Here is a 17,870-nt window from a genome sequence, read left to right on the forward strand (position 1 = left end):
CTATCCGAACATATCTACGAATACCCTACCAAGTTCTGTGGCGGCACAGTCGGACATTCAGCGTGTACGGCGCGCTTTGGCTTCGGCGTCCGCCCAGGCCCGCTGGGCCGGGGTCAGGGACATGCTCCCCGGCCCGCTGGTCGCGATCGCGGCGCCGCTCCCGGCCCGCCAGGCGTGGGTGATGGCCAGCGCGAGGGCGTCGGCGGCGTCGGCAGGCCGCGGCGGGGCGTCGAGCCGGAGAATTTTGGTGACCAGCTTGGTGACGGCATCCTTGTTGGATGTTCCGCTGCCGGTGACGGCGGCCTTGACCTCGGACGGGGTGTGCAGCGCCACCGGGATGCCGCGGCGTGCGGCGGCTGCGATCACGACGCCGGAGGCCTGGGCAACGCCCATCACGGTGCTGACGTTGAGCTGCGAGAAGACGCGTTCGACGGCGAGGACGTGCGGTTGGTACTGGTCCAGCCACTCATCGATCGAGGTGGCGATGACCAGCAGGCGCTGGTCCAGGCTTTCCTCGGGCGAGGTGCCGACGACGCCGAACGCCACCAGGGTGGCGCGGCGGTTCTTCTCGACGTCCACGACGCCGATCCCGCAGCGGGTGAGGCCCGGATCGACGCCGAGGACGCGAAGGGTCACTCGGCTTCCAGTGCGGCCTGCACTTCGTCGCTGAGGTCGGCGTTGCTGTAAACGTTCTGGACGTCATCCAGTTCTTCGAGGGCGTCCACGAGTTTCATGAACTTCTTGGCGGCGTCCAGATCCAGCGGCACCTGCATGGACGGCACAAACTCAGCTTCGTCGGTCTCGTACTCGATCCCGGCGTCCTTGAGCGCATCGCGGATGGCCTGGAGGTCGGTCGGTTCGGAGTGGATTTCGAAGCTGTCGCCGTTGTCCTTGACTTCCTCGGCGCCGGCGTCGAGGACGGCCATCAGGACGTCGTCCTCGCTCAGGCCGTTCTTCGGCAGCGAGACGACACCCTTGCGGGAGAACAGGTAGCTGACCGAACCCGGATCGGCGATGGTTCCGCCGTTGCGGGAGATGGCGAGGCGGACCTCGGAGGCGGCACGGTTCTTGTTGTCCGTGAGGCATTCGATCAGCAGCGCCGAGCCCTGCGGCCCGCGGCATTCGTACATGATCTCGGTGTAGTCCACGACTTCGCCGGTGAGGCCGGCGCCGCGCTTGATGGCACGGTCGATGTTGTCAGCGGGGACCGAAGTCTTTTTGGCCTTGGTGACGGCGAGTTCCAGGCCCGGGTTGCCGGCAAGGTCCGGGCCGCCCATGCGTGCGGCAACTTCGATGTTCTTGATCAGCTTGGCGAACGACTTGGCCCGGCGGCTGTCGAGGATGGCCTTCTTGTGCTTGGTCGTCGCCCATTTGGAGTGGCCTGACATGCTTTACGCTTCTCCTCTGATCATTCGAATAAACAATTCATGCACGCGCTTCTCCCCCGTCACTTCCGGGTGGAAGGAGGTGGCCAGCAGCTTGCCGGAACGCACAGCAACAATTCTAGCCGTCCCGGCCAGCGCCTCGGGGTGGGATGCCCTGGAAGGTTCCACTTTGGCGAGGACCTGCACGCCTTCACCGACGCGTTCCACCCAGGGTCCGCGGATGAAGACCGCGTGGACCGGGGCCACGCCGTCCCGGGTGGCACTGAAGTCGAGGCCCTTGAAATCCAGGTCCGTCTCAAAGGACTCGCGCTGCCGGCCGAAGGCGTTCCGGCGCACCGTGATGTCGAGGCCGCCAAACGTCTGCTGCGGGTTGCCGGCGAGGTCCTTCGCGGGGTCGGTGATCTCGTCCGCGAGGAGGATCATCCCGGCACAGGAGCCATAGACCGGCAGCCCGTCCTGGATACGCTGGCGCAGCGGGTCGCTGAGCCCGAAGGCCCGGGACAGCTTGTCAATGGTGGTCGATTCGCCGCCGGGAATGATGAGGCCATCGAGGCCATCGAGTTCGGCCGGCCGGCGGACGCCGATGCCGGCGGCACCGGCGGCTTCCACCGCGTGCAGGTGTTCCCGGAAGTCGCCCTGGAGAGCCAGGACGCCGATCCGGAGGCCTGTTCCCACGCGGGAAGGAGGCACAGAAGAGGGGTTGGTCATCCGAACAGCATAATGGCCCGGGCGGGTCCCCGGCAGCTTCCCGGCGGGCTTCCCCGCTGCCGCTGGGATATATTACAAAGCATGTTTTACTTCAGCGTTCCGCTCGGCAAGCTCGTCCGCCGGGTCTCCCGGCTCAGGGGCGGAGGCTCTGCCCTTCCCGGGCTCGTGGTGGAAAAGATCGACCCTGGCTTTATGCGCAGGACCCTGTCGACGCTGCCGCACGGCGTCGCCGTCGTCAGCGGCACGAACGGCAAGACGACCACCACCAAAATGGTCGTGGAACTGCTGGAGAGCCAGGGCCTGAAGGTATTCACCAACCGCACCGGCAGCAACTTCACCCGCGGCGTGGCCGCCGCGCTGCTCGGCGAGGTGGACTGGCGGGGACGGCTGCAGGCCGACGTCGCCGTGCTGGAACTCGACGAGGCCCACGCGGTGCACTTCGTCAACCAGGTGCCACCGCGCTACTGCCTCCTGCTCAACGTCCTGCGCGACCAGCTGGACCGCTTCGGCGAGATCGACAAGACCGCGCAACTGCTGCAGCACATCGCCTCCAAGACCACGGGAACCGTTGTGCTGAACCGCGAGGACCCGCGCGTCGCGCGAATCGCGGAAACGCTCAAAACAGACACCGTTACCGGCGCCCGGGTCCTCTACTTCGGCTTGGATGACTCCCTGCTGAGCACCTTCCCGAACGACGACGAGATGCGGGCGGCTCCCGGCAGCCCGGTACCGGCGGCTCCCGCCAGGCCGGACGCCGACGTCGTGCTGCGCCGGGTGGGTGCGGCCGACGCGGACTTTGAGTTCGACGGCGTCACGGCCACCACCGCGATGAAGCTCCGCGGCGTCTACAACATCTTCAATGCCGCGGCCGCACTGACCCTGGCCCGGGCCATCGCGATGCGGGACTCTGTCCTTGGAGAAACGGCCGCCGCGGACAACGAGGGCCTGCTGAAGGCACTGTCCGAGGTGGCGCCGGCGTTTGGACGCGGCGAGAGCCTCGTCGTCGACGGCCTGCCGCTGGATCTGGTGCTGGTGAAGAACCCCAGCGGATTCCGCCTGGGGCTGAAGTCCTTCCCGGCCGCGGGATACGCCACGATGATCGCGATCAATGACAATTACGCGGACGGCCGGGACATGTCCTGGCTCTGGGACGTCGAGTTCGACACCCTCCGCGATGGCGGCGTGGACCAGTTGAGTGGCTCCCGCGCCTACGACATGGCGCTGCGCCTGCAGTACGACGACGTCGGGGTCGGCGCGGTTGACACCGAGATTGCGCCCGCGCTGGCGGCCTTCATCAGCGGCGCGCCGGACAAACCGAAGCGGATCTTCTGCACCTACACAGCGATGCTGGCCATCCGCCGCGAGCTGTCCAAAATCACCACAGTGGAGGTGGTCTCATGACCCCCCAGCCGGCGTCCAAGTTTCCTTTCGGGCACGAGCTTCCGGCCGAGAAAACCCCGGCCCCCAGCAAGGGCACCATCCGGATCCTGCAGCTGTACCCGCGGGACATGAACATCTACGGCGACTGGGGCAACGCCCTGGTGCTGGCCCAGCGGCTGCGCTGGCACGGCTACACGCCGGAGCTGCTCGAGTACAACGTCGGCGACGCGTTCCCATCCGACGTCGACCTGATCGTCGGCGGCGGCGGGCAGGACAGCGGACAGCTGGTCATCCAGGATGACCTGCTGTCGCGCGAGACCGTCCTGAAGGAGCTCGCCGAGGACGGCACCCCCATGCTGGTCATCTGCGGGCTCTACCAGCTCTTCGGGAAGTTCTTCAAGACCCGGCTCGGGTCCGTCATCCCGGGCATCGGCATCCTGGACGTGGAGACGCACGGCACCGACGAGAGGCTGATCGGCAACGTCACGGTGTCCACCGCCGAGTTCGGCACCGTCCTGGGCTACGAGAACCACAGCGGCCAGACCACTCTGGGTCCGGGCGTCTCACCGCTGGGAACCACAGCCAAGGGCACCGGGAACAACAGCAGCGCCGGCCAGGAGGGCGCCCGCTACCGGAACATCGTGGCGAGCTACCTGCACGGTTCCCTGCTGCCGAAGAACCCTGCGCTGGCCGACTTCCTCATCCGGACCGCCGTCGAACGTAAGTATGGCAGCTTCTCCCCCGGAACCCCGGACGACACCTACGCCGTCCTCGCCCGCGAGCACGCCGCCCGCCGCCCGCGCTGAGCAGGCACTGAGTCAGCCAAGCGCCGCGAAATGCGCCCGGATACAACCGCCGTCGGACGCGAAATCGCCGGAAGGTTGCGGCGACCCCTGCGGACAGGCTCGGCGTTAAGTTGAGCGAGCGATGACAGATTCTGGCGAGGAGCAGTTCACGATGATCCGGATTGACCGTGACGACCCCGGCAGCGCGGATGTCCGGCAGCTCCTGAGCGAGCACCTCGCGGACATGTTCGCCACCTCCCCGGCAGAGAGTGTGCATGCCCTCGATTCTGCGGCGCTTTCGGGACCGGGCATCACGTTCTGGACCGCGCGCGAGGATGATGAAGTGCTTGGCTGCGGAGCGCTGAAGCAGCTCCAGCAGGGCCAAGGCGAAATCAGGGAGGGTGAGATCAAGTCCATGCGCACCGCCGCCCACGCCCGTGGCCGCGGCATCGCCACTCTGTTGTTGGCCCACATCGTGGCCGAAGCCCGGCGGGGCGGATACCACCGCTTGTACCTCGAGACCGGGAGCCAGGACTTTTTCGCTCCGGCACGGCGGCTGTACCAGCGTCACGGATTCGACGTCTGCCCGCCCTTTGCCGGCTACGGGGACGACCGAAACAGTGTCTACATGACCCTGGCTCTGGACCTGGGGCGGCCGTAGCGCTCCCCCGGCCGCGGCTCACCTGCGGCCGGCGTACTCCAGCACGTCCGGCGCGACCCGGCCGCTTGAGGCTGCCCGGATGTGGCCTTTGCCTTCGTACCAGATGAGGGTGCAATCCGGGATCAGCCCGGCCGTCTCCTGGGCGACGTCGCGGGGGAAGAACCGGTCGGAGCCCCCGCAGATCAGCAGCACCGGCCGCCGGATCAACGGGAGCACCGCCCGGGAATCGAAGGACACTTCGCCCTGCACCTCGGTGAGGACGTCCTGGCGAGGAAAATCGGATCCGCTGAGAAGCCGGCGGCTGATAGCCGGCCCAATCAGCCGCCGCAGCCACGCAAGGCGCCGGCCCGGCAACAGATACTCGGCGAAGACCGTACCGGCGCCGTTCGTGTCACCGCCGGCGAGGGCCTGGGCCATCCGGGAATCGACGTCCTTGCCCCAGTCGCTCAACTCCGCTGCGGTGACTACCATGGCGATGTCGCCGAAGGAGTCAGGATGCCTGGCCGCCAGATACTGGCCGATCATCCCGCCAAACGATTCCGCCAGGACGATGTCGATGCGCCCGCCGAACTCCCCGGCTATCAGCCGCGCATAGTCGTCGGCCATGTCGGCGACGGTGTGCTCCGGCGGCATGCCCCGGCGCCTGGTGACAATCCAGACAGCGTATCCGGCGTGCAGAAAGGCATCGAACTGCCGCCGGAACATCCGGCGCAGCATCCCCTGGGGCACGGAGCTCCCTGGGCCGCCCTGGATGAAAAGGACTGTTTTGGGGCCGTTGCCCCAGCTCAGGTAGTCCATGCCGTTGGGGAAGGTCCCGTTCCGGGGTTCCCGGTCCACCATCGCTGCTTTGCCCACGAAAGCCTCCTGTCCTGCGGCTCCTATGGTTCCCTGGTGATGAGCAGTTCGTGGGCGCCCGCAGCCGCGGCCCCCATTGACTCGACCACGGTCTGGGTGCGCTGGCGGGTAGCCGCGTCGGCCGCGGCGCCGGCGCAGGGACCCTGCGGGGCGTCGGAGGCCACGGAGCACCAGCGGTAGGGTCCGCGGACCATCACCGACGGCGCCCAGGCCAGATCGGAGGCGGTCCACGTGCCGGCGGCGTCCTGGCTGAACTGGGCCCGGACCAGCAGCCCCTCGTTGTTCACCACATAGTTCGGCGACAATTCAGTGATGCCGTTGCCCAGACCGTAGGCAATCCAGGTCCCCTTGTACTGTTCGATCGGAAGCACCGAGTGCGAGTGGTGGCTGTAGATCATGGTGAACTGGCCGCTGTCCGCGAGAGCGTGGGCGACGCTCTTCTGCTCGGCATTGGGCACACTCGAATATTCTTCGCCCGCGTGCATGGCGCCCAGGACGATGTCCGCGCCCGCGTCCCGGGCCTTCTTGGCCTTGGCAATCATGACCTCGGGGTCGAGCATGTCCACCTGCCAGGCCGCTTCCGGGAGCTGCCCGTTCAGCCCGTACGTCGCACTGATCACAGCGATCTTCGCCGCGGCGGTCTGCAGGATCAGCACGCCCTCGGCGTCGGCCTCGCTCCGGTAGGAGCCCGTGTGCTGCAGCCCGGCAGCATCGAGGGCATCCAGGGTGCGCACCAGCCCGGCGGTGCCGCGGTCAACGGTGTGGTTGCTCGCGGTGGTGCAGGCCTGGTAGCCGACCTGCTGGGCCGCCGTGAGGATCTGCGGGGGAACGTTGAACGAAGGGTAACCGGAGAACGGCCCGGCCGGGCCGGCCACTGGCGTTTCCTGGTGGCAGATCGCCAGGTCGCTTTTCGCGAGGTACTTGCGCTGGCCCTCAAGCATCGGGCCGAAGTCCAGCCCCTTGGCTCCGGCGGCCAGGGCGTCCGCCCGGGCCTGCTCCCAGAGCTGGTTGTGGACCAGCATGTCCCCGGTGACCAGCACCGAGGTGCAGCGGACGGCCGCGCAATCCGGCCCCTTCCCGGGCGTCGGCGTCGGTGACGGCGTCGGGGTGCTCGACGTCGCCGAGGACGACGCCGGCGTAGTTCCCGGAACCTGTCCCGCGGCCGTCCCGGCGGTGCCGCCAGAGGCCGCCGGAGAACCTGACGCATCGCTGTCCGGTCGGGCACTGATCCCGCAGGAGGCCACAGAGGCCAAAAGGGAGAGCGCTGCGGCGGCGGCAAGCAGACGGCCGCGCAGCGTGGGGGTGATGGTACGCATGGCGCCAATCCTACGGCCGCAGCGGTGACAACACGCATAGCCGACCGTTGAGACTCCCCGCTTTACATGAAAGAGTTATTTCATGACCAATCCCCTGATGAGCCCCAGCACCCTGCCCTTCGGCCTGCCGCCGTTCGCGGACATCACCACCGAGCACTACGCCGAAGCCGTGGAGGCCGGCCTCGCCGAGCATCTGGCAGAGATCCAGGCCATTGTGGATTCGCCGGAGCCGGCGTCCTTCGAAAACACTGCGCTGGCGATGGAGCGGGCCGGACGGCTGCTGCAGCGCGCGGCAGCCTCCTTCTTCACTCTCGTCTCGGCCGACGCCTCGGACGCCATCCGCGACCTCGAGACCACGCTGTCGCCGCGTTTCTCGGCCCACCAGGACGCCGTTTACCTGAACCGCGGACTGTTCGAGCGGTTTTCGGCCATCAACACAGACCAGCTCGACGCTGAATCCGCCCGGCTTGTGGACGAGTACCTCAAGGAATTCCGGCAGTCCGGCATCCAGCTCGACGGCGCGGGCCAGGAACGGCTCAAGGCCGCCAACGCCGAGCTCTCCCGGCTAGGAACGGAATTCGGCCAGCGGGTCAAGGAAGCAATGAAGTCCGCCGCGCTGCTGCTGGACGACGCCGGCGATCTCGCCGGGCTCCCCGCTGACGATGTTGCCAGCGCCGCGGAAGCCGCCCGCACCGCCGGGCACGAGGGAAAGTTCCTTTTGACCCTCATCCAGCCCAGCAACCAGCCCGCGCTCGCGGCCCTGGAAAACCGGGATGTCCGCCGCCGCCTGTACCAGGCCTCCATCGGCCGCGGCAGCGACGGCGGCGCCTTCGACGTCCTGGACCTGGTCAAGGACATGGTCCGGCTGCGCGCCGGGAAGGCCACGCTGCTCGGCTTCGCCAACTACGCCGAACTGGTCGTGGACCAGCAGACCGCGCCGGACTTCGCCGCCGTGCAGACCATGCTGAACCGGCTCGCGCCGGCCGCGGTCCGGAACGCCGACGCCGAGGCAGAGGCGCTGGCCGAAACCGCCGGGCACGCCCTGGAGGCGTGGGACTGGGCCTACTACTCCGCGAAGGTCAAACGCGAACGGTACGCCGTGGACGAGCAGGCCCTGCGCCCCTACTTCGAGCTGGACCGCGTCCTCAACGACGGCGTGTTTTTCGCTGCCAACGCGCTGTACGGGATCACGTTCCATGAACGGACCGACCTGGCGGGCTACCACCCGGACGTGCGCGTCTGGGAAGTCCGCAACCCGGACGGCACTGAGCTGGGCCTGTTCCTGGGCGACTACTACACCCGCGAATCCAAGCGCGGCGGGGCCTGGATGAACTCCCTGGTGGAACAGTCCGGGCTGCTCAACACCCGGCCCGTGGTGATCAACAACCTCAACATCTCCAAGCCGCCGGCCGGGGAACCCACGCTGCTGACCCTCGACGAGCTCCGCACCACGTTCCACGAGTTCGGCCACGCCCTGCACGGGCTGTTCTCCTCGGTCACCTATCCGCGGTTCTCGGGCACCTCCGTGCCGCGGGACTTCGTGGAGTACCCGTCGCAGGTGAACGAAATGTGGATCATGTGGCCGCAGGTGCTCGCCAACTACGCACGCCACTACGCCACCGGCGAAGCGCTGCCGCAGGAGGTTGTGGACAGGCTCGACGCCGCGCAGCTCTGGGGCGAGGGCTTCGGCACCACCGAATACCTCGGCGCTGCCCTGCTCGATCTGGCCTGGCACGTGCTCGAAAGCAGCGAGGTGCCCGAGGATGTCCTGGAGTTCGAGGCCAAGGCACTGGCCGCGGCCGGTGTGGCCCACCGCCTGATCCCGCCGCGTTACCGCACCGGCTACTTCCAGCACATCTTCGCCGGCGCCGGTTACGCCGCTGGCTACTACTCCTACATCTGGAGCGAGGTGCTCGACGCCGACACGGTGGAGTGGTTCAAGGACCACGGCGGCCTTACCCGGGCCAATGGCGACTACTTCCGCGCCGAACTGCTCTCCCGGGGCAACAGCCGCGATCCGCTGGACTCTTTCCGCGCCTTCCGCGGCCGCGACGCCGAACTCGAACCGCTCCTCAAGCGCCGCGGCCTGGAATAATCCCCTCCCCACCCCCAACGGTTGCTCCGCAACGGCCCTTTTGGAGCCCCATAAGGGCCGTTGTGGAGCAATCGATAGGGAAACGAACGACGCCGGCCGGCCACCTGGAGAAGGTGACCGGCCGGCGTCGTGCGTTCGACTGCAGTTACTCAAGCGCTGTGGCCTCGAAAAGCCCAGCGGCTGCTCCGAAGCCGCCCTTTTGGAGCCTGATAAGGGCAGTTGCGGAGCAATCGACTGGTAATTACCAGCCGCGCTCGGCGAGGCGGTGCGGCTGCGGGATCTCGTCCACGTTGATGCCGACCATGGCCTCGCCCAGGCCGCGGGAGGCCTTGGCGACCTCTTCCGGGTCGTCGAAGAAGGTGGTGGCCTTCACGACGGCGGCGGCACGCTGGGCCGGGTTGCCGGACTTGAAGATGCCGGACCCGACGAACACACCGTCCGCGCCGAGCTGCATCATCATCGCGGCGTCGGCCGGGGTGGCGATGCCGCCGGCGGTGAACAGCACAACGGGGAGCTTGCCGGTCGCGGCGACTTCCTTGACCAGTTCGTACGGGGCCTGGAGTTCCTTGGCTGCGACGTAAAGTTCGTCCTCGGCCATGCCGGCGAGCCTGTTGATCTCCGCACGGATCTGGCGCATGTGCGTGGTGGCGTTGGAGACGTCGCCGGTGCCGGCCTCGCCCTTGGAACGGATCATCGCCGCGCCCTCGTTGATGCGGCGCAGGGCCTCACCGAGGTTCGTGGCGCCGCAGACGAAGGGAATCGTGAAGTTCCACTTGTCGATGTGGTGCGAGTAGTCGGCCGGGGTCAGGACCTCGGACTCGTCGATGTAGTCCACACCGAGGGTCTGAATGACCTGCGCCTCGACGAAGTGCCCGATCCGGACCTTCGCCATGACCGGGATGGACACGGCCGCGATGATCGCCTCGATCATGTCCGGATCCGACATCCGGGACACGCCGCCCTGGGCACGGATGTCGGCGGGAACGCGTTCCAGCGCCATGACTGCGACGGCGCCGGCATCCTCAGCGATGCGGGCCTGCTCGACGTTGACGACGTCCATGATGACGCCGCCCTTGAGCATCTCCGCCATGCCGCGCTTAACGCGGTTGCTGCCCGTAACGCTCTTCGCGGACGCGCCGGCTTCGCTGCTTACATCAGGTGTAGACACAAAAACCCCTATGGGTAGATAGATGACCTCGCCGGAGCGCGGACGGCACACAAATGCCTCTTCGCACACACCGGATTACCGGATCCATTGGCCGGTAGTGCTAATACTAGTCCCCCGCCGCGACCCGGCTGAATTCCGGTGACAGCCGCGGGACCCGCCGGCGATGCGCGCTCAGGCGGCCTGTCCGGTGGTGGTGCCTTCAGTCTCCTCGAGCGACTGGCGGTGCACCGAGACGATCCGCTGGATGATTGTCACGAGGCTCGCGGCAGCAAGGAGGCAAAGCGTTACAAAAAGCACCACGGTGGGCAGCCCCAGTCCGGTGAAACCGGTGACCACCAGCACGGAAACCAGCCGCTCGGCGCGCTCGGCGATGCCCACATTGGCGTGGAAGCCCAACGCCTCGGCCTTGGCGCGGGCGTACGAGACCACCATGCCCAGGACCAGGCAGAGGACGGCGGCAATCGCGATCGGGGTGTTTGCTCCTCCGGTGAAGAACCAGACCGCGACGCCGGCGAACAGCGCGCCGTCGGCAACGCGGTCCAGGGTGGAGTCCAGGAAGTTGCCCCACCGGCCTCCGCCCTTCTGCATCCGCGCCATGATGCCGTCGATGACGTCGGAAAAGATGAAGGCGGTGATGAAGAGCGTGCCCCACCAGAGCTCACCCAAGGGGTAGAACACCAGGGCGCCGACCACAACGCCGAGCGTTCCGACGATGGTCACGGCGTCCGGGGAGACGCCGATCTTCAACAGCCAGCGGGCGAGCGGGGAGAACAGCGCGGTGAAGAAACCGCGCGCGTGCCTATTGAGCATCCGTCGCCCCGGCCGTCGCCTGCCCCGCGTCGTTTGCCTGCGGCCAGGCCTCCGCCACCTGCTGGCGGACCTCACCCAGGGTCTGCGTAATGGCTTTGGTCTGGGCGATGATCGGGAAGAAGTTGCCGTCCCCGCCCCAGCGCGGCACCACGTGCTGGTGCAGGTGCCCGGCGATCCCGGCACCGCCCGTCACGCCCTGGTTCATCCCGAGGTTGAAGCCGGTGGGGTTGGCGACCTTGCGCAGCACACGCATGGCCGTCTGGGTCAGCTCGGCGAATTCGGCTGTTTCCTCCACGGTCAGGTCCGTGTAATCCGGAATGTGCCGGTACGGGCAGACCAGCAGGTGGCCCGGGTTATAGGGGAAAAGGTTCAGCACCACGTAGCTGGTCCGTCCACGGTAGACGATCAGCGAATCGTCATCCTCGCGTTCCGGCGCCACGCAGAACGGGCAGTCGTCTACGTTCTTGAACTGGTGCTGCCCGCCCTTGATGTACGCCATCCGGTGCGGAGTCCACAGGCGCTGGAACGCGTCCGGCACCCCGGCCAGGCCAAAGTCGTCGGTCACGCCGTCGTCCCCCGGGTACTCCGGGCCGGCCCCTGTGGTTTCCTGCATGCCTGGTTCTTCCCTGTCCGCTAGCTGGTCCGGTTGCGGACGGCGTCCACGATTCGCTGGACGGCTTCGGCCACCGGCACACCGTTGTCCTGGCTGCCGTCACGGAAGCGGAAGGACACGGCGCCGGCTTCGGCGTCGTCGCCCCCGGCGATCAGCACGAACGGGATCTTGTCCTTGCTGGCGGTACGGATCTTCTTCGGGAAGCGGTCCGAGGAAATGTCCACCTCGGCCCGGATGCCGGCGGCCTTGAGCTGGCCCACGACGTCGAACATGTAGTCGTTGAACGCCTCGGCCACCGGGATGCCGACCACCTGCACGGGTGACAGCCAGGCCGGGAAGGCGCCGGCGTAGTGCTCGGTGAGCACACCCATAAACCGTTCGACGGATCCGAACAGGGCGCGGTGGATCATCACCGGGCGCTGCCGCGTTCCATCCGCGGCCTGGAACTCGAGCTCGAAGCGTTCGGGCAGGTTGAAGTCGAGCTGGATCGTGGACATCTGCCAGGTGCGGCCGAGCGCGTCCTTGGTCTGGACGGAAATCTTGGGGCCGTAGAACGCAGCTCCGCCCGGATCCGGGATGAGCTCCAGCCCGGAGGCTTCGGCCACCTCGGCGAGGGTGCGGGTGGCTTCCTCCCATGTGGCGTCGTCGCCCACGAACTTGTCTTCGTTCTTGGTGGACAGCTCCAGGTAGAAGTCGTCCAGGCCGTAGTCCTTGAGCAGGCCGAGGACGAAGTTCAGCGTGGTGGTCAGCTCGTCCTTCATCTGGTCCCGGGTGCAGTAGATGTGGGCGTCGTCCTGGGTCATGCCCCGGACCCGTGTCAGTCCGTGCACCACGCCGGACTTCTCGTAGCGGTAGACCGAGCCGAATTCGAACAGCCGCAGGGGCAGTTCGCGGTAGGACCGGCCGCGGGAGCGGAAGATCAGGTTGTGCATGGGGCAGTTCATCGGCTTGAGGTAGTAGTCCTGGCCGGGCTTGCGGACGGTGCCGTCCTCGTTCAGTTCCGCGTCGATGTGCATCGCCGGGAACATGCCCTCCTTGTACCAGTCCAGGTGGCCCGAGACCTCGTAAAGGTGCCCCTTGGTGATGTGCGGGGTGTAGACGAACTCGTAGCCGGCGTCCACGTGGCGCTGGCGGGAGTAGTCCTCCATGGCCTTGCGGATGATGCCGCCCTTGGGGTGGAACACCGGCAGCCCGGAGCCCAGCTCGTCCGGGAAAGAGAAGAGGTCCAGCTCGGCGCCGAGTTTGCGGTGGTCGCGGCGTTCGGCCTCGGCGATGCGTTCCTGGTAGGCCTTGAGGGCGTCCTTGGTGGGCCAGGCGGTGCCGTAGATGCGCTGCAGCTGCTGGTTGTTCTGGTCGCCCAGCCAGTAGGCGGCAGACGACCGGGTAAGCGCGAAGGCGTTGGAGATGAGCTTGGTGTTGGGCAGGTGCGGGCCGCGGCACAGATCGCACCAGATGGTGTCCCCGCTCTTGCGGTCCACATTGTCGTAGATGGTGATATCGCCGGCGCCGACCTCGACGTTGACACCTTCACCGGCGTCGGCGGCGTTGTTCTTTTTGCCCAGCAGTTCGAGCTTGTACGGCTCGTTCTTCATCGCCTCGCGCGCCTCGTCCTCGGACACCACACGGCGGACGAACTTCTGGTTCTGGTTGATGATCTTCTGCATCATCTTTTCCAGGGTCTTCAGGTCTTCCGGCGTAAACGGCTCCTCGACGTCGAAATCGAAGTAGAAGCCGTCGGTGATGTACGGGCCGATGCCCAGCTTGGCGTCGGGGCGCAGCTGCTGCACGGCCTGGGCCATGACGTGGGCGGCGGAGTGGCGCAGGACGTTGAGTCCGTCCGGTGAATCGATGGTGACGGCCTCGACGGTGGCGTCTTCGGGCAGCGGCTGGTCCAGGTCCTTCAGCTCGCCGTTGATTCGGGCCACAACGACGTCGCGGCGCTCAAAAAAGAGTTCCGCGCCGGTGGTCCCGGTAGCCACCTTGGTCTCTTCGCCATCGACGAGAAGGGTGATCTGCTGGGCATCTGACACGGGTGTCTCCTATTCAAAGTTAAGGCTTCGTAGCTTGTGGCGTACGGGGACCACAGCCAGCCTCGTCCATGCTATCGGTTTCTGCAGGGGCCAACCAACGCGCCACTCAGCCTCCCAGCCCGGTAATCGCGAGGTTTCGGCTGATGCCGTCCAGCGGGCCGGGCGGCTCCGGTTCCCGGTGCTCGGGGATCCCGGAAGGCGTGGCCGGGAACGGCAGGGTCTCCGTGCGGCTCAGGTCCCAGGCCATGCTGGCGCTGATGCTGATCCCCCTCGGCCCGGTCCGCCGGGTGTTCCCCCGGATCAGCAGCAGCCGGGTGCCGAACAACAGCGGCCCGGCCAGCTCCTGGGCCTCATGGAAGAACACCGAATCCACACAGCCGGTGCCGTCGTCGATGCTGATGAACACCACCCGCCGGCCGCCCCGCATGGGAGGGGTCTGGGTGGCGACGCGGACTCCGGCGACCAGCACTTCGGTGCCGTTGCGCAGTCCCAGCAGCTTGTCCGCGGTGGTGACGCCGAGCCGGTCCAGCAGCGGCCGGTGGCTGGCCATCAGGTGGTCGCTGACATCCACGGCCATCAGGTCCAGCTCGGCCCGGACGGTATCTACCAGGGTGGGGGCCGGCAGCACCGCCTTGAGGTTTTTCAGCTCGATGTCGCCCAGCGGGAGCGACAGCTGCCCGTCGATCACCTCGATGCCTTTGCGCTGGGGGCGGCTTTGCAGGGCCTGCAGATGCTGCACCAGGTCGGCGCGGTTGGCGGTCCCGCCGGAGGCCCGGTTCAGGGAATCGAAGGCGCCCAGCCGGGCCAGCCGCTGGATGCTCGGTTTGCTCACCCGGGACCTGGCCCGCAGATCCGCGAGCGAGTCATAGGGCTGTCCCGCCACGATCCGTTTCAGCTCGGTTCCGGAGAGGCCGTAGATGCCATTCAGGCTCAGCCGGATGCCCAGCTTTCCGCGGTCCGGGCCGGTGGCCACGCGTTCCACCCGGTACTCGGCCCGGCTGCGGTTGATGTCCAGGGGCAGGATCGGAATCCCGAGCCGCCGTGCCTCGGAGACGAGGAGCCGCTTGGGATACATGCCGGGGTCGTGCTCCCACAGCCCGGCGAGGAACGCCTCCGGGTGGTGGGTCTTCAGCCAGGCCGACTGGTAGGTGGGAACGGCGAAGGCGGCGCCGTGGGCCTTGCAGAACCCGAAGCTGCCGAAGGCCTTGAGCGTCCCCCAGACCTTGTCCACCACTTCGGGGCTGTACGCCCGGGCCCGGGCCTCCTTCCGGAAGAACTCCTCCACTTTGCCTTCCAGGACCTCGTTGCCGAGGGCGCGGCGGAACTCGTCGGCCCGCGCCAGCCCGCAGCCGGTCATCACGTCGAAGGTCTTCAGGATCTGCTCGTGGAACACGGTGACGCCGTGCGTCTCCTGGAGAACGGGTTTGAGGTCCGGGTGCGGGTAGACCTCGGGAGCGAAGCCGTGCCGGTGCTCCAGGAAGGGCCGCACCATGTCCGATTTCATCGGCCCCGGCCGGAAGAGGGAAATGTCGATAATGAGGTCATTGAACTCCCGGGGGGCGAGTTTGCCGATGAGCTCCCGCTGCCCGGGTGATTCGATCTGGAAGCAGCCCAGGGTGTGGGTGCTGCGGATCAGCTCATAGGTGGGTTCGTCGTCGAGCGGCACGGCGTTGAGGTCGATCCGGCCGTCCTCGGCGATGTAGTCCGGCCCGGTCCCGTCGGGTCCCGCCGGGTGGGCGCCGGCGGCCACCACCTCGGCTTTGGAGGGATGCAGCCGGATCACTTCGCGGACGGCGAAGGCCATGGCGCTTTGCATCCGGACGCCGAGGACATCGAGTTTGAGCATGCCCATCGGGTCCATGTCGTGCTTGTCGAACTGGCTCATCGGCAGGCCCAGCCCGCTGGGCTGCACGGGGGTGCGGTCCAGCAGGGTGGCGTCGCCCAGGATGACCCCGCAGGGGTGCATGGAGATGTGGCGCGGCAGCCGGTCCAGCCGTTCGGTGAGGTCCACCAGCAGGTCCAGCTGCTGGTTGCCGCTGAAGTCCCGCTGCCCCACCCGGCCGGCGAATTCCTTCAGCTCCGGCTTCTCCTCGAGGGCTTCGCGGAAGTTCCGGGCCGAGAACCGCCACAGCTGCTTGGCGATGTCCCCGATTTCGTCTTCCTCCATGCCCAGCGCCAGGCCGGCGTCGCGCACGGCACCGCGAGCGCGGTAGCCGTTTTGCATGCTCATCAGCGTGACGCGCTCGGAGCCGAAGCGCTCGAAGATCTTCCGGTACACGTTGTGCCGTTCGGCGCTTTCGACGTCGATATCGATGTCCGGCAAGGTGGCGCGGTCCCGGGAGAGGAAACGTTCGAAGATGAGGTCGTGCTGCAGCGGGTTCACCTGGCTGACGTCGATCAGGAAGTTGACCAGGCTGGAGGCCCCCGAACCGCGAGCCGCTGCCCGGACTCCCATGTCCAGGATCATCCGGGAAACCTCGGCCACGGTCAGGAAGTACGCGGCGAAACCCAGGCTGTCGATGATCCGCAGTTCGTGTTCCAGCCGCGAGCGCAGCTCCTCCGCGGGCCTGCCGGTGATCCCGGGGAACCGCCTGCTGATGCCCGCCTCGCAGCGCTGGGTGAGCTCCACGAGGGGGTCCCCGGCGATTCCGATCACCGCGGCTTCCGGCACCACGGGCTGCTTCCATCCCATGTCCGTCACCGGATCCATCCGGCAACGGTCCGCGAGCGCCTCGGTCTGCGCCATCAGGCTCTTGAGGTCCGCGGCGCCATACCCGGCGGCGTGCATGATCTCCTTGCCCAGCCGGTGCATCTGCGCCGCGGATTTCAGCCAGGCCTGCCCGTTTGGCTGCAGCAGCGGGGCAGCGGAAAGTTCGGGCAGCGATTTCAATGTGCGGGCGGAGTCCAGCACATCGGCGGTGGCCGCTCCGTCCTCGGCGACATACCGCACTGCATTGCTGAGCACGGCGGGTACCCCGTGCTCGGCGGCGAGCTTGAGCATCCGCACCGCGTGGGCGGTGCTGAGCGGTTCGCCGGGCGGGCTGAGCTGGCTGACCACCTCGGCGGCGATGGTTCCGGGCGGCATGGCATCGAGCCAGCGTTTGAACAGGGTGCGGGGGCGCAGGTACCGCCTGCCTCCCATCATACGTCCGACGTCGGAGTCCGGGCCGATCAACACGGTCAGCACCGGCTTGAGGGTTTCCGGGTGCAGGGTGCGGGAAGCCAGTTCGGCCCGGGTCACGGCGGCGGGCACCGCTCCCCCGGCTTTGCCCGTGGTGCGGGCATGAGCATCGGAGATCAGCCGGCACAGCGCACGGTACCCGGCGCCGTTGTTGTGCCCGTGGGCCAGCACGACGACGCGTCCCCCAAGCTGGGTGCGGAGGTCGCCGTCGTCGTCAAAGACGGCAAGGTCCACTCCGACGACCGGGTCCAGCCCGGCTGCCATGCAGGCCAACAGGTGCTTGACCGTCCCGTAGAGACCGTCGCGGTCCGTGCAGGCGAGCGCCGTCGCCCCGTCCGCTGCTGCGGCGGCCGCCAGTTCATCCGGCCAGGAGACCCCGTAGTGGGCACTGAAGGCGGTGGAGACGTGGAGATGGGTGAAGCTCATGCTGATTCGGGCTTCCGGACTGGAAGCAGCGCGTCGTGGATCCGCAGCAGTCGCCAGCGTCCGCTGCCGGCATGCCGGGCGAGGTCAAGGGTGAGGCTTTCAGTCTCGGGGGCATCTGCCCGGCGGACCTGGACCCGCCAGATCTCATGGTCCACGAGCCCCGGTCCGCTGCCCAAAGGTGCCCGCTGTTCTTCCGCCCACCATTGGCGCCGCTCGTACCAGCGGACCGGTTCGGCGCAGACGGTATAGCGGCGGCCCGCCCAGACGAGTTCCTGGGGCTGGCCGGAGGGCGTGGAGACGACGTCAACCGACTCGCTGAACATGCCCATCGCGCCTCCCGGACTTCACCCTTTGAACTAACCAAGCAGTACTATTCGAATATATCTTCGAATAATTCCAGTCTACGACGGTGCCGGGGCAAAACCTAGATCGGGGGTGGACGGACGCAGACGCAGGT

At 67.3% G+C, this 17,870-nt stretch carries 15 protein-coding genes; 4 read left to right on the top strand and 11 right to left on the bottom strand.

What is annotated here, in order from left to right:
* Window positions 1-57 precede the first annotated feature (57 nt).
* Genes ruvC through pdxT form a run of 3 tightly spaced genes read right to left on the bottom strand, consistent with a single transcriptional unit; the run spans window position 58 to window position 2,093 of the window.
* The gene (gene ruvC / locus J2X01_RS01105; protein ID WP_310049766.1) at window positions 58-636 is read right to left on the bottom strand and encodes a crossover junction endodeoxyribonuclease RuvC; all 579 of its coding nucleotides are present in this window, start codon (window positions 634-636) and stop codon (window positions 58-60) included.
* A complete protein-coding gene (locus J2X01_RS01110; RefSeq protein ID WP_310049770.1) occupies window positions 633-1,388 on the bottom strand; it encodes a YebC/PmpR family DNA-binding transcriptional regulator in 756 nt (251 codons plus the stop codon). Before J2X01_RS01110 ends, ruvC begins: the two co-directional genes overlap by 4 nt.
* Before the next feature lie 3 nt (window positions 1,389-1,391).
* Window positions 1,392-2,093, bottom strand: a complete 702-nt coding sequence (pdxT, locus tag J2X01_RS01115; RefSeq protein ID WP_310049772.1) for a pyridoxal 5'-phosphate synthase glutaminase subunit PdxT — start codon at window positions 2,091-2,093, stop codon at window positions 1,392-1,394.
* 81 nt (window positions 2,094-2,174) lie between these two features.
* Here pdxT and J2X01_RS01120 point away from each other — a divergent pair, with 81 nt between their 5' ends.
* From J2X01_RS01120 to J2X01_RS01130, 3 genes are all read left to right on the top strand, one after another.
* Window positions 2,175-3,494 (top strand): Mur ligase family protein, encoded by a 1,320-nt coding sequence (locus J2X01_RS01120; RefSeq protein ID WP_310049773.1) that lies wholly within the window; start codon window positions 2,175-2,177, stop codon window positions 3,492-3,494.
* The gene (locus J2X01_RS01125; RefSeq protein ID WP_310049775.1) at window positions 3,491-4,279 is read left to right on the top strand and encodes a type 1 glutamine amidotransferase; all 789 of its coding nucleotides are present in this window, start codon (window positions 3,491-3,493) and stop codon (window positions 4,277-4,279) included. Before J2X01_RS01120 ends, J2X01_RS01125 begins: the two co-directional genes overlap by 4 nt.
* Before the next feature lie 151 nt (window positions 4,280-4,430).
* The gene (locus tag J2X01_RS01130; protein WP_310050189.1) at window positions 4,431-4,919 is read left to right on the top strand and encodes a GNAT family N-acetyltransferase; all 489 of its coding nucleotides are present in this window, start codon (window positions 4,431-4,433) and stop codon (window positions 4,917-4,919) included.
* 18 nt (window positions 4,920-4,937) lie between these two features.
* Here J2X01_RS01130 and J2X01_RS01135 read toward each other — a convergent pair whose 3' ends face one another.
* Window positions 4,938-5,774, bottom strand: coding sequence for an alpha/beta fold hydrolase (locus J2X01_RS01135; protein ID WP_310049776.1), 837 nt, complete (start codon window positions 5,772-5,774; stop codon window positions 4,938-4,940).
* 23 nt (window positions 5,775-5,797) lie between these two features.
* Window positions 5,798-7,090, bottom strand: a complete 1,293-nt coding sequence (locus tag J2X01_RS01140; RefSeq protein WP_310049779.1) for a CapA family protein — start codon at window positions 7,088-7,090, stop codon at window positions 5,798-5,800.
* 82 nt (window positions 7,091-7,172) lie between these two features.
* Here J2X01_RS01140 and J2X01_RS01145 point away from each other — a divergent pair, with 82 nt between their 5' ends.
* Window positions 7,173-9,185: a M3 family metallopeptidase gene (locus J2X01_RS01145; protein WP_310049781.1), complete on the top strand. Its 2,013-nt coding sequence runs from the start codon at window positions 7,173-7,175 to the stop codon at window positions 9,183-9,185.
* 241 nt (window positions 9,186-9,426) lie between these two features.
* Here the strand turns inward: J2X01_RS01145 and pdxS are convergent, their stop codons facing one another.
* From pdxS to J2X01_RS01175, 6 genes are all read right to left on the bottom strand, one after another.
* A complete protein-coding gene (gene pdxS, locus J2X01_RS01150) occupies window positions 9,427-10,353 on the bottom strand; it encodes a pyridoxal 5'-phosphate synthase lyase subunit PdxS (RefSeq protein ID WP_310049782.1) in 927 nt (308 codons plus the stop codon).
* A 171-nt stretch (window positions 10,354-10,524) separates the two neighbouring features.
* Window positions 10,525-11,163 carry a phosphatidylinositol phosphate synthase gene (pgsA, locus tag J2X01_RS01155; RefSeq protein WP_310049785.1) on the bottom strand — a complete coding sequence of 213 codons (639 nt, stop codon included), beginning with the start codon at window positions 11,161-11,163 and terminating at the stop codon, window positions 10,525-10,527.
* A complete protein-coding gene (locus tag J2X01_RS01160) occupies window positions 11,153-11,776 on the bottom strand; it encodes an HIT family protein (RefSeq protein ID WP_310049787.1) in 624 nt (207 codons plus the stop codon). Before J2X01_RS01160 ends, pgsA begins: the two co-directional genes overlap by 11 nt.
* Before the next feature lie 20 nt (window positions 11,777-11,796).
* Entirely contained in the window at window positions 11,797-13,806 is a 2,010-nt protein-coding gene (thrS, locus tag J2X01_RS01165) for a threonine--tRNA ligase (RefSeq protein WP_310049789.1), read from the bottom strand.
* Between the two features lie 106 nt (window positions 13,807-13,912).
* Entirely contained in the window at window positions 13,913-17,413 is a 3,501-nt protein-coding gene (locus J2X01_RS01170; RefSeq protein WP_310049791.1) for a DNA polymerase III subunit alpha, read from the bottom strand.
* Window positions 17,410-17,742 carry a DUF6504 family protein gene (locus J2X01_RS01175; protein WP_310049793.1) on the bottom strand — a complete coding sequence of 111 codons (333 nt, stop codon included), beginning with the start codon at window positions 17,740-17,742 and terminating at the stop codon, window positions 17,410-17,412. The genes J2X01_RS01170 and J2X01_RS01175 overlap by 4 nt, the downstream gene beginning before the upstream one ends.
* Window positions 17,743-17,870: the final 128 nt, after the last annotated feature.

Origin of the sequence: Arthrobacter ginsengisoli (assembly GCF_031456935.1) — a bacterium.
Taxonomy (GTDB): Bacteria; Actinomycetota; Actinomycetes; order Actinomycetales; family Micrococcaceae; genus Arthrobacter; species Arthrobacter ginsengisoli.

Coding starts and splice junctions, on each gene's coding strand:
- J2X01_RS01120 (WP_310049773.1), top strand. CDS start 2,175: ATGTTTTACTTCAGCGTTCCGCTCGGCAAGCTCGTCCGCCGGGTCTCC.
- J2X01_RS01130 (WP_310050189.1), top strand. CDS start 4,431: ATGATCCGGATTGACCGTGACGACCCCGGCAGCGCGGATGTCCGGCAG.
- J2X01_RS01110 (WP_310049770.1), bottom strand. CDS start 1,388: ATGTCAGGCCACTCCAAATGGGCGACGACCAAGCACAAGAAGGCCATC.
- pdxT (WP_310049772.1), bottom strand. CDS start 2,093: ATGACCAACCCCTCTTCTGTGCCTCCTTCCCGCGTGGGAACAGGCCTC.
- J2X01_RS01160 (WP_310049787.1), bottom strand. CDS start 11,776: ATGCAGGAAACCACAGGGGCCGGCCCGGAGTACCCGGGGGACGACGGC.
- J2X01_RS01170 (WP_310049791.1), bottom strand. CDS start 17,413: ATGAGCTTCACCCATCTCCACGTCTCCACCGCCTTCAGTGCCCACTAC.
- J2X01_RS01175 (WP_310049793.1), bottom strand. CDS start 17,742: ATGGGCATGTTCAGCGAGTCGGTTGACGTCGTCTCCACGCCCTCCGGC.
- J2X01_RS01140 (WP_310049779.1), bottom strand. CDS start 7,090: ATGCGTACCATCACCCCCACGCTGCGCGGCCGTCTGCTTGCCGCCGCC.
- pgsA (WP_310049785.1), bottom strand. CDS start 11,163: ATGCTCAATAGGCACGCGCGCGGTTTCTTCACCGCGCTGTTCTCCCCG.
- J2X01_RS01145 (WP_310049781.1), top strand. CDS start 7,173: ATGACCAATCCCCTGATGAGCCCCAGCACCCTGCCCTTCGGCCTGCCG.
- J2X01_RS01125 (WP_310049775.1), top strand. CDS start 3,491: ATGACCCCCCAGCCGGCGTCCAAGTTTCCTTTCGGGCACGAGCTTCCG.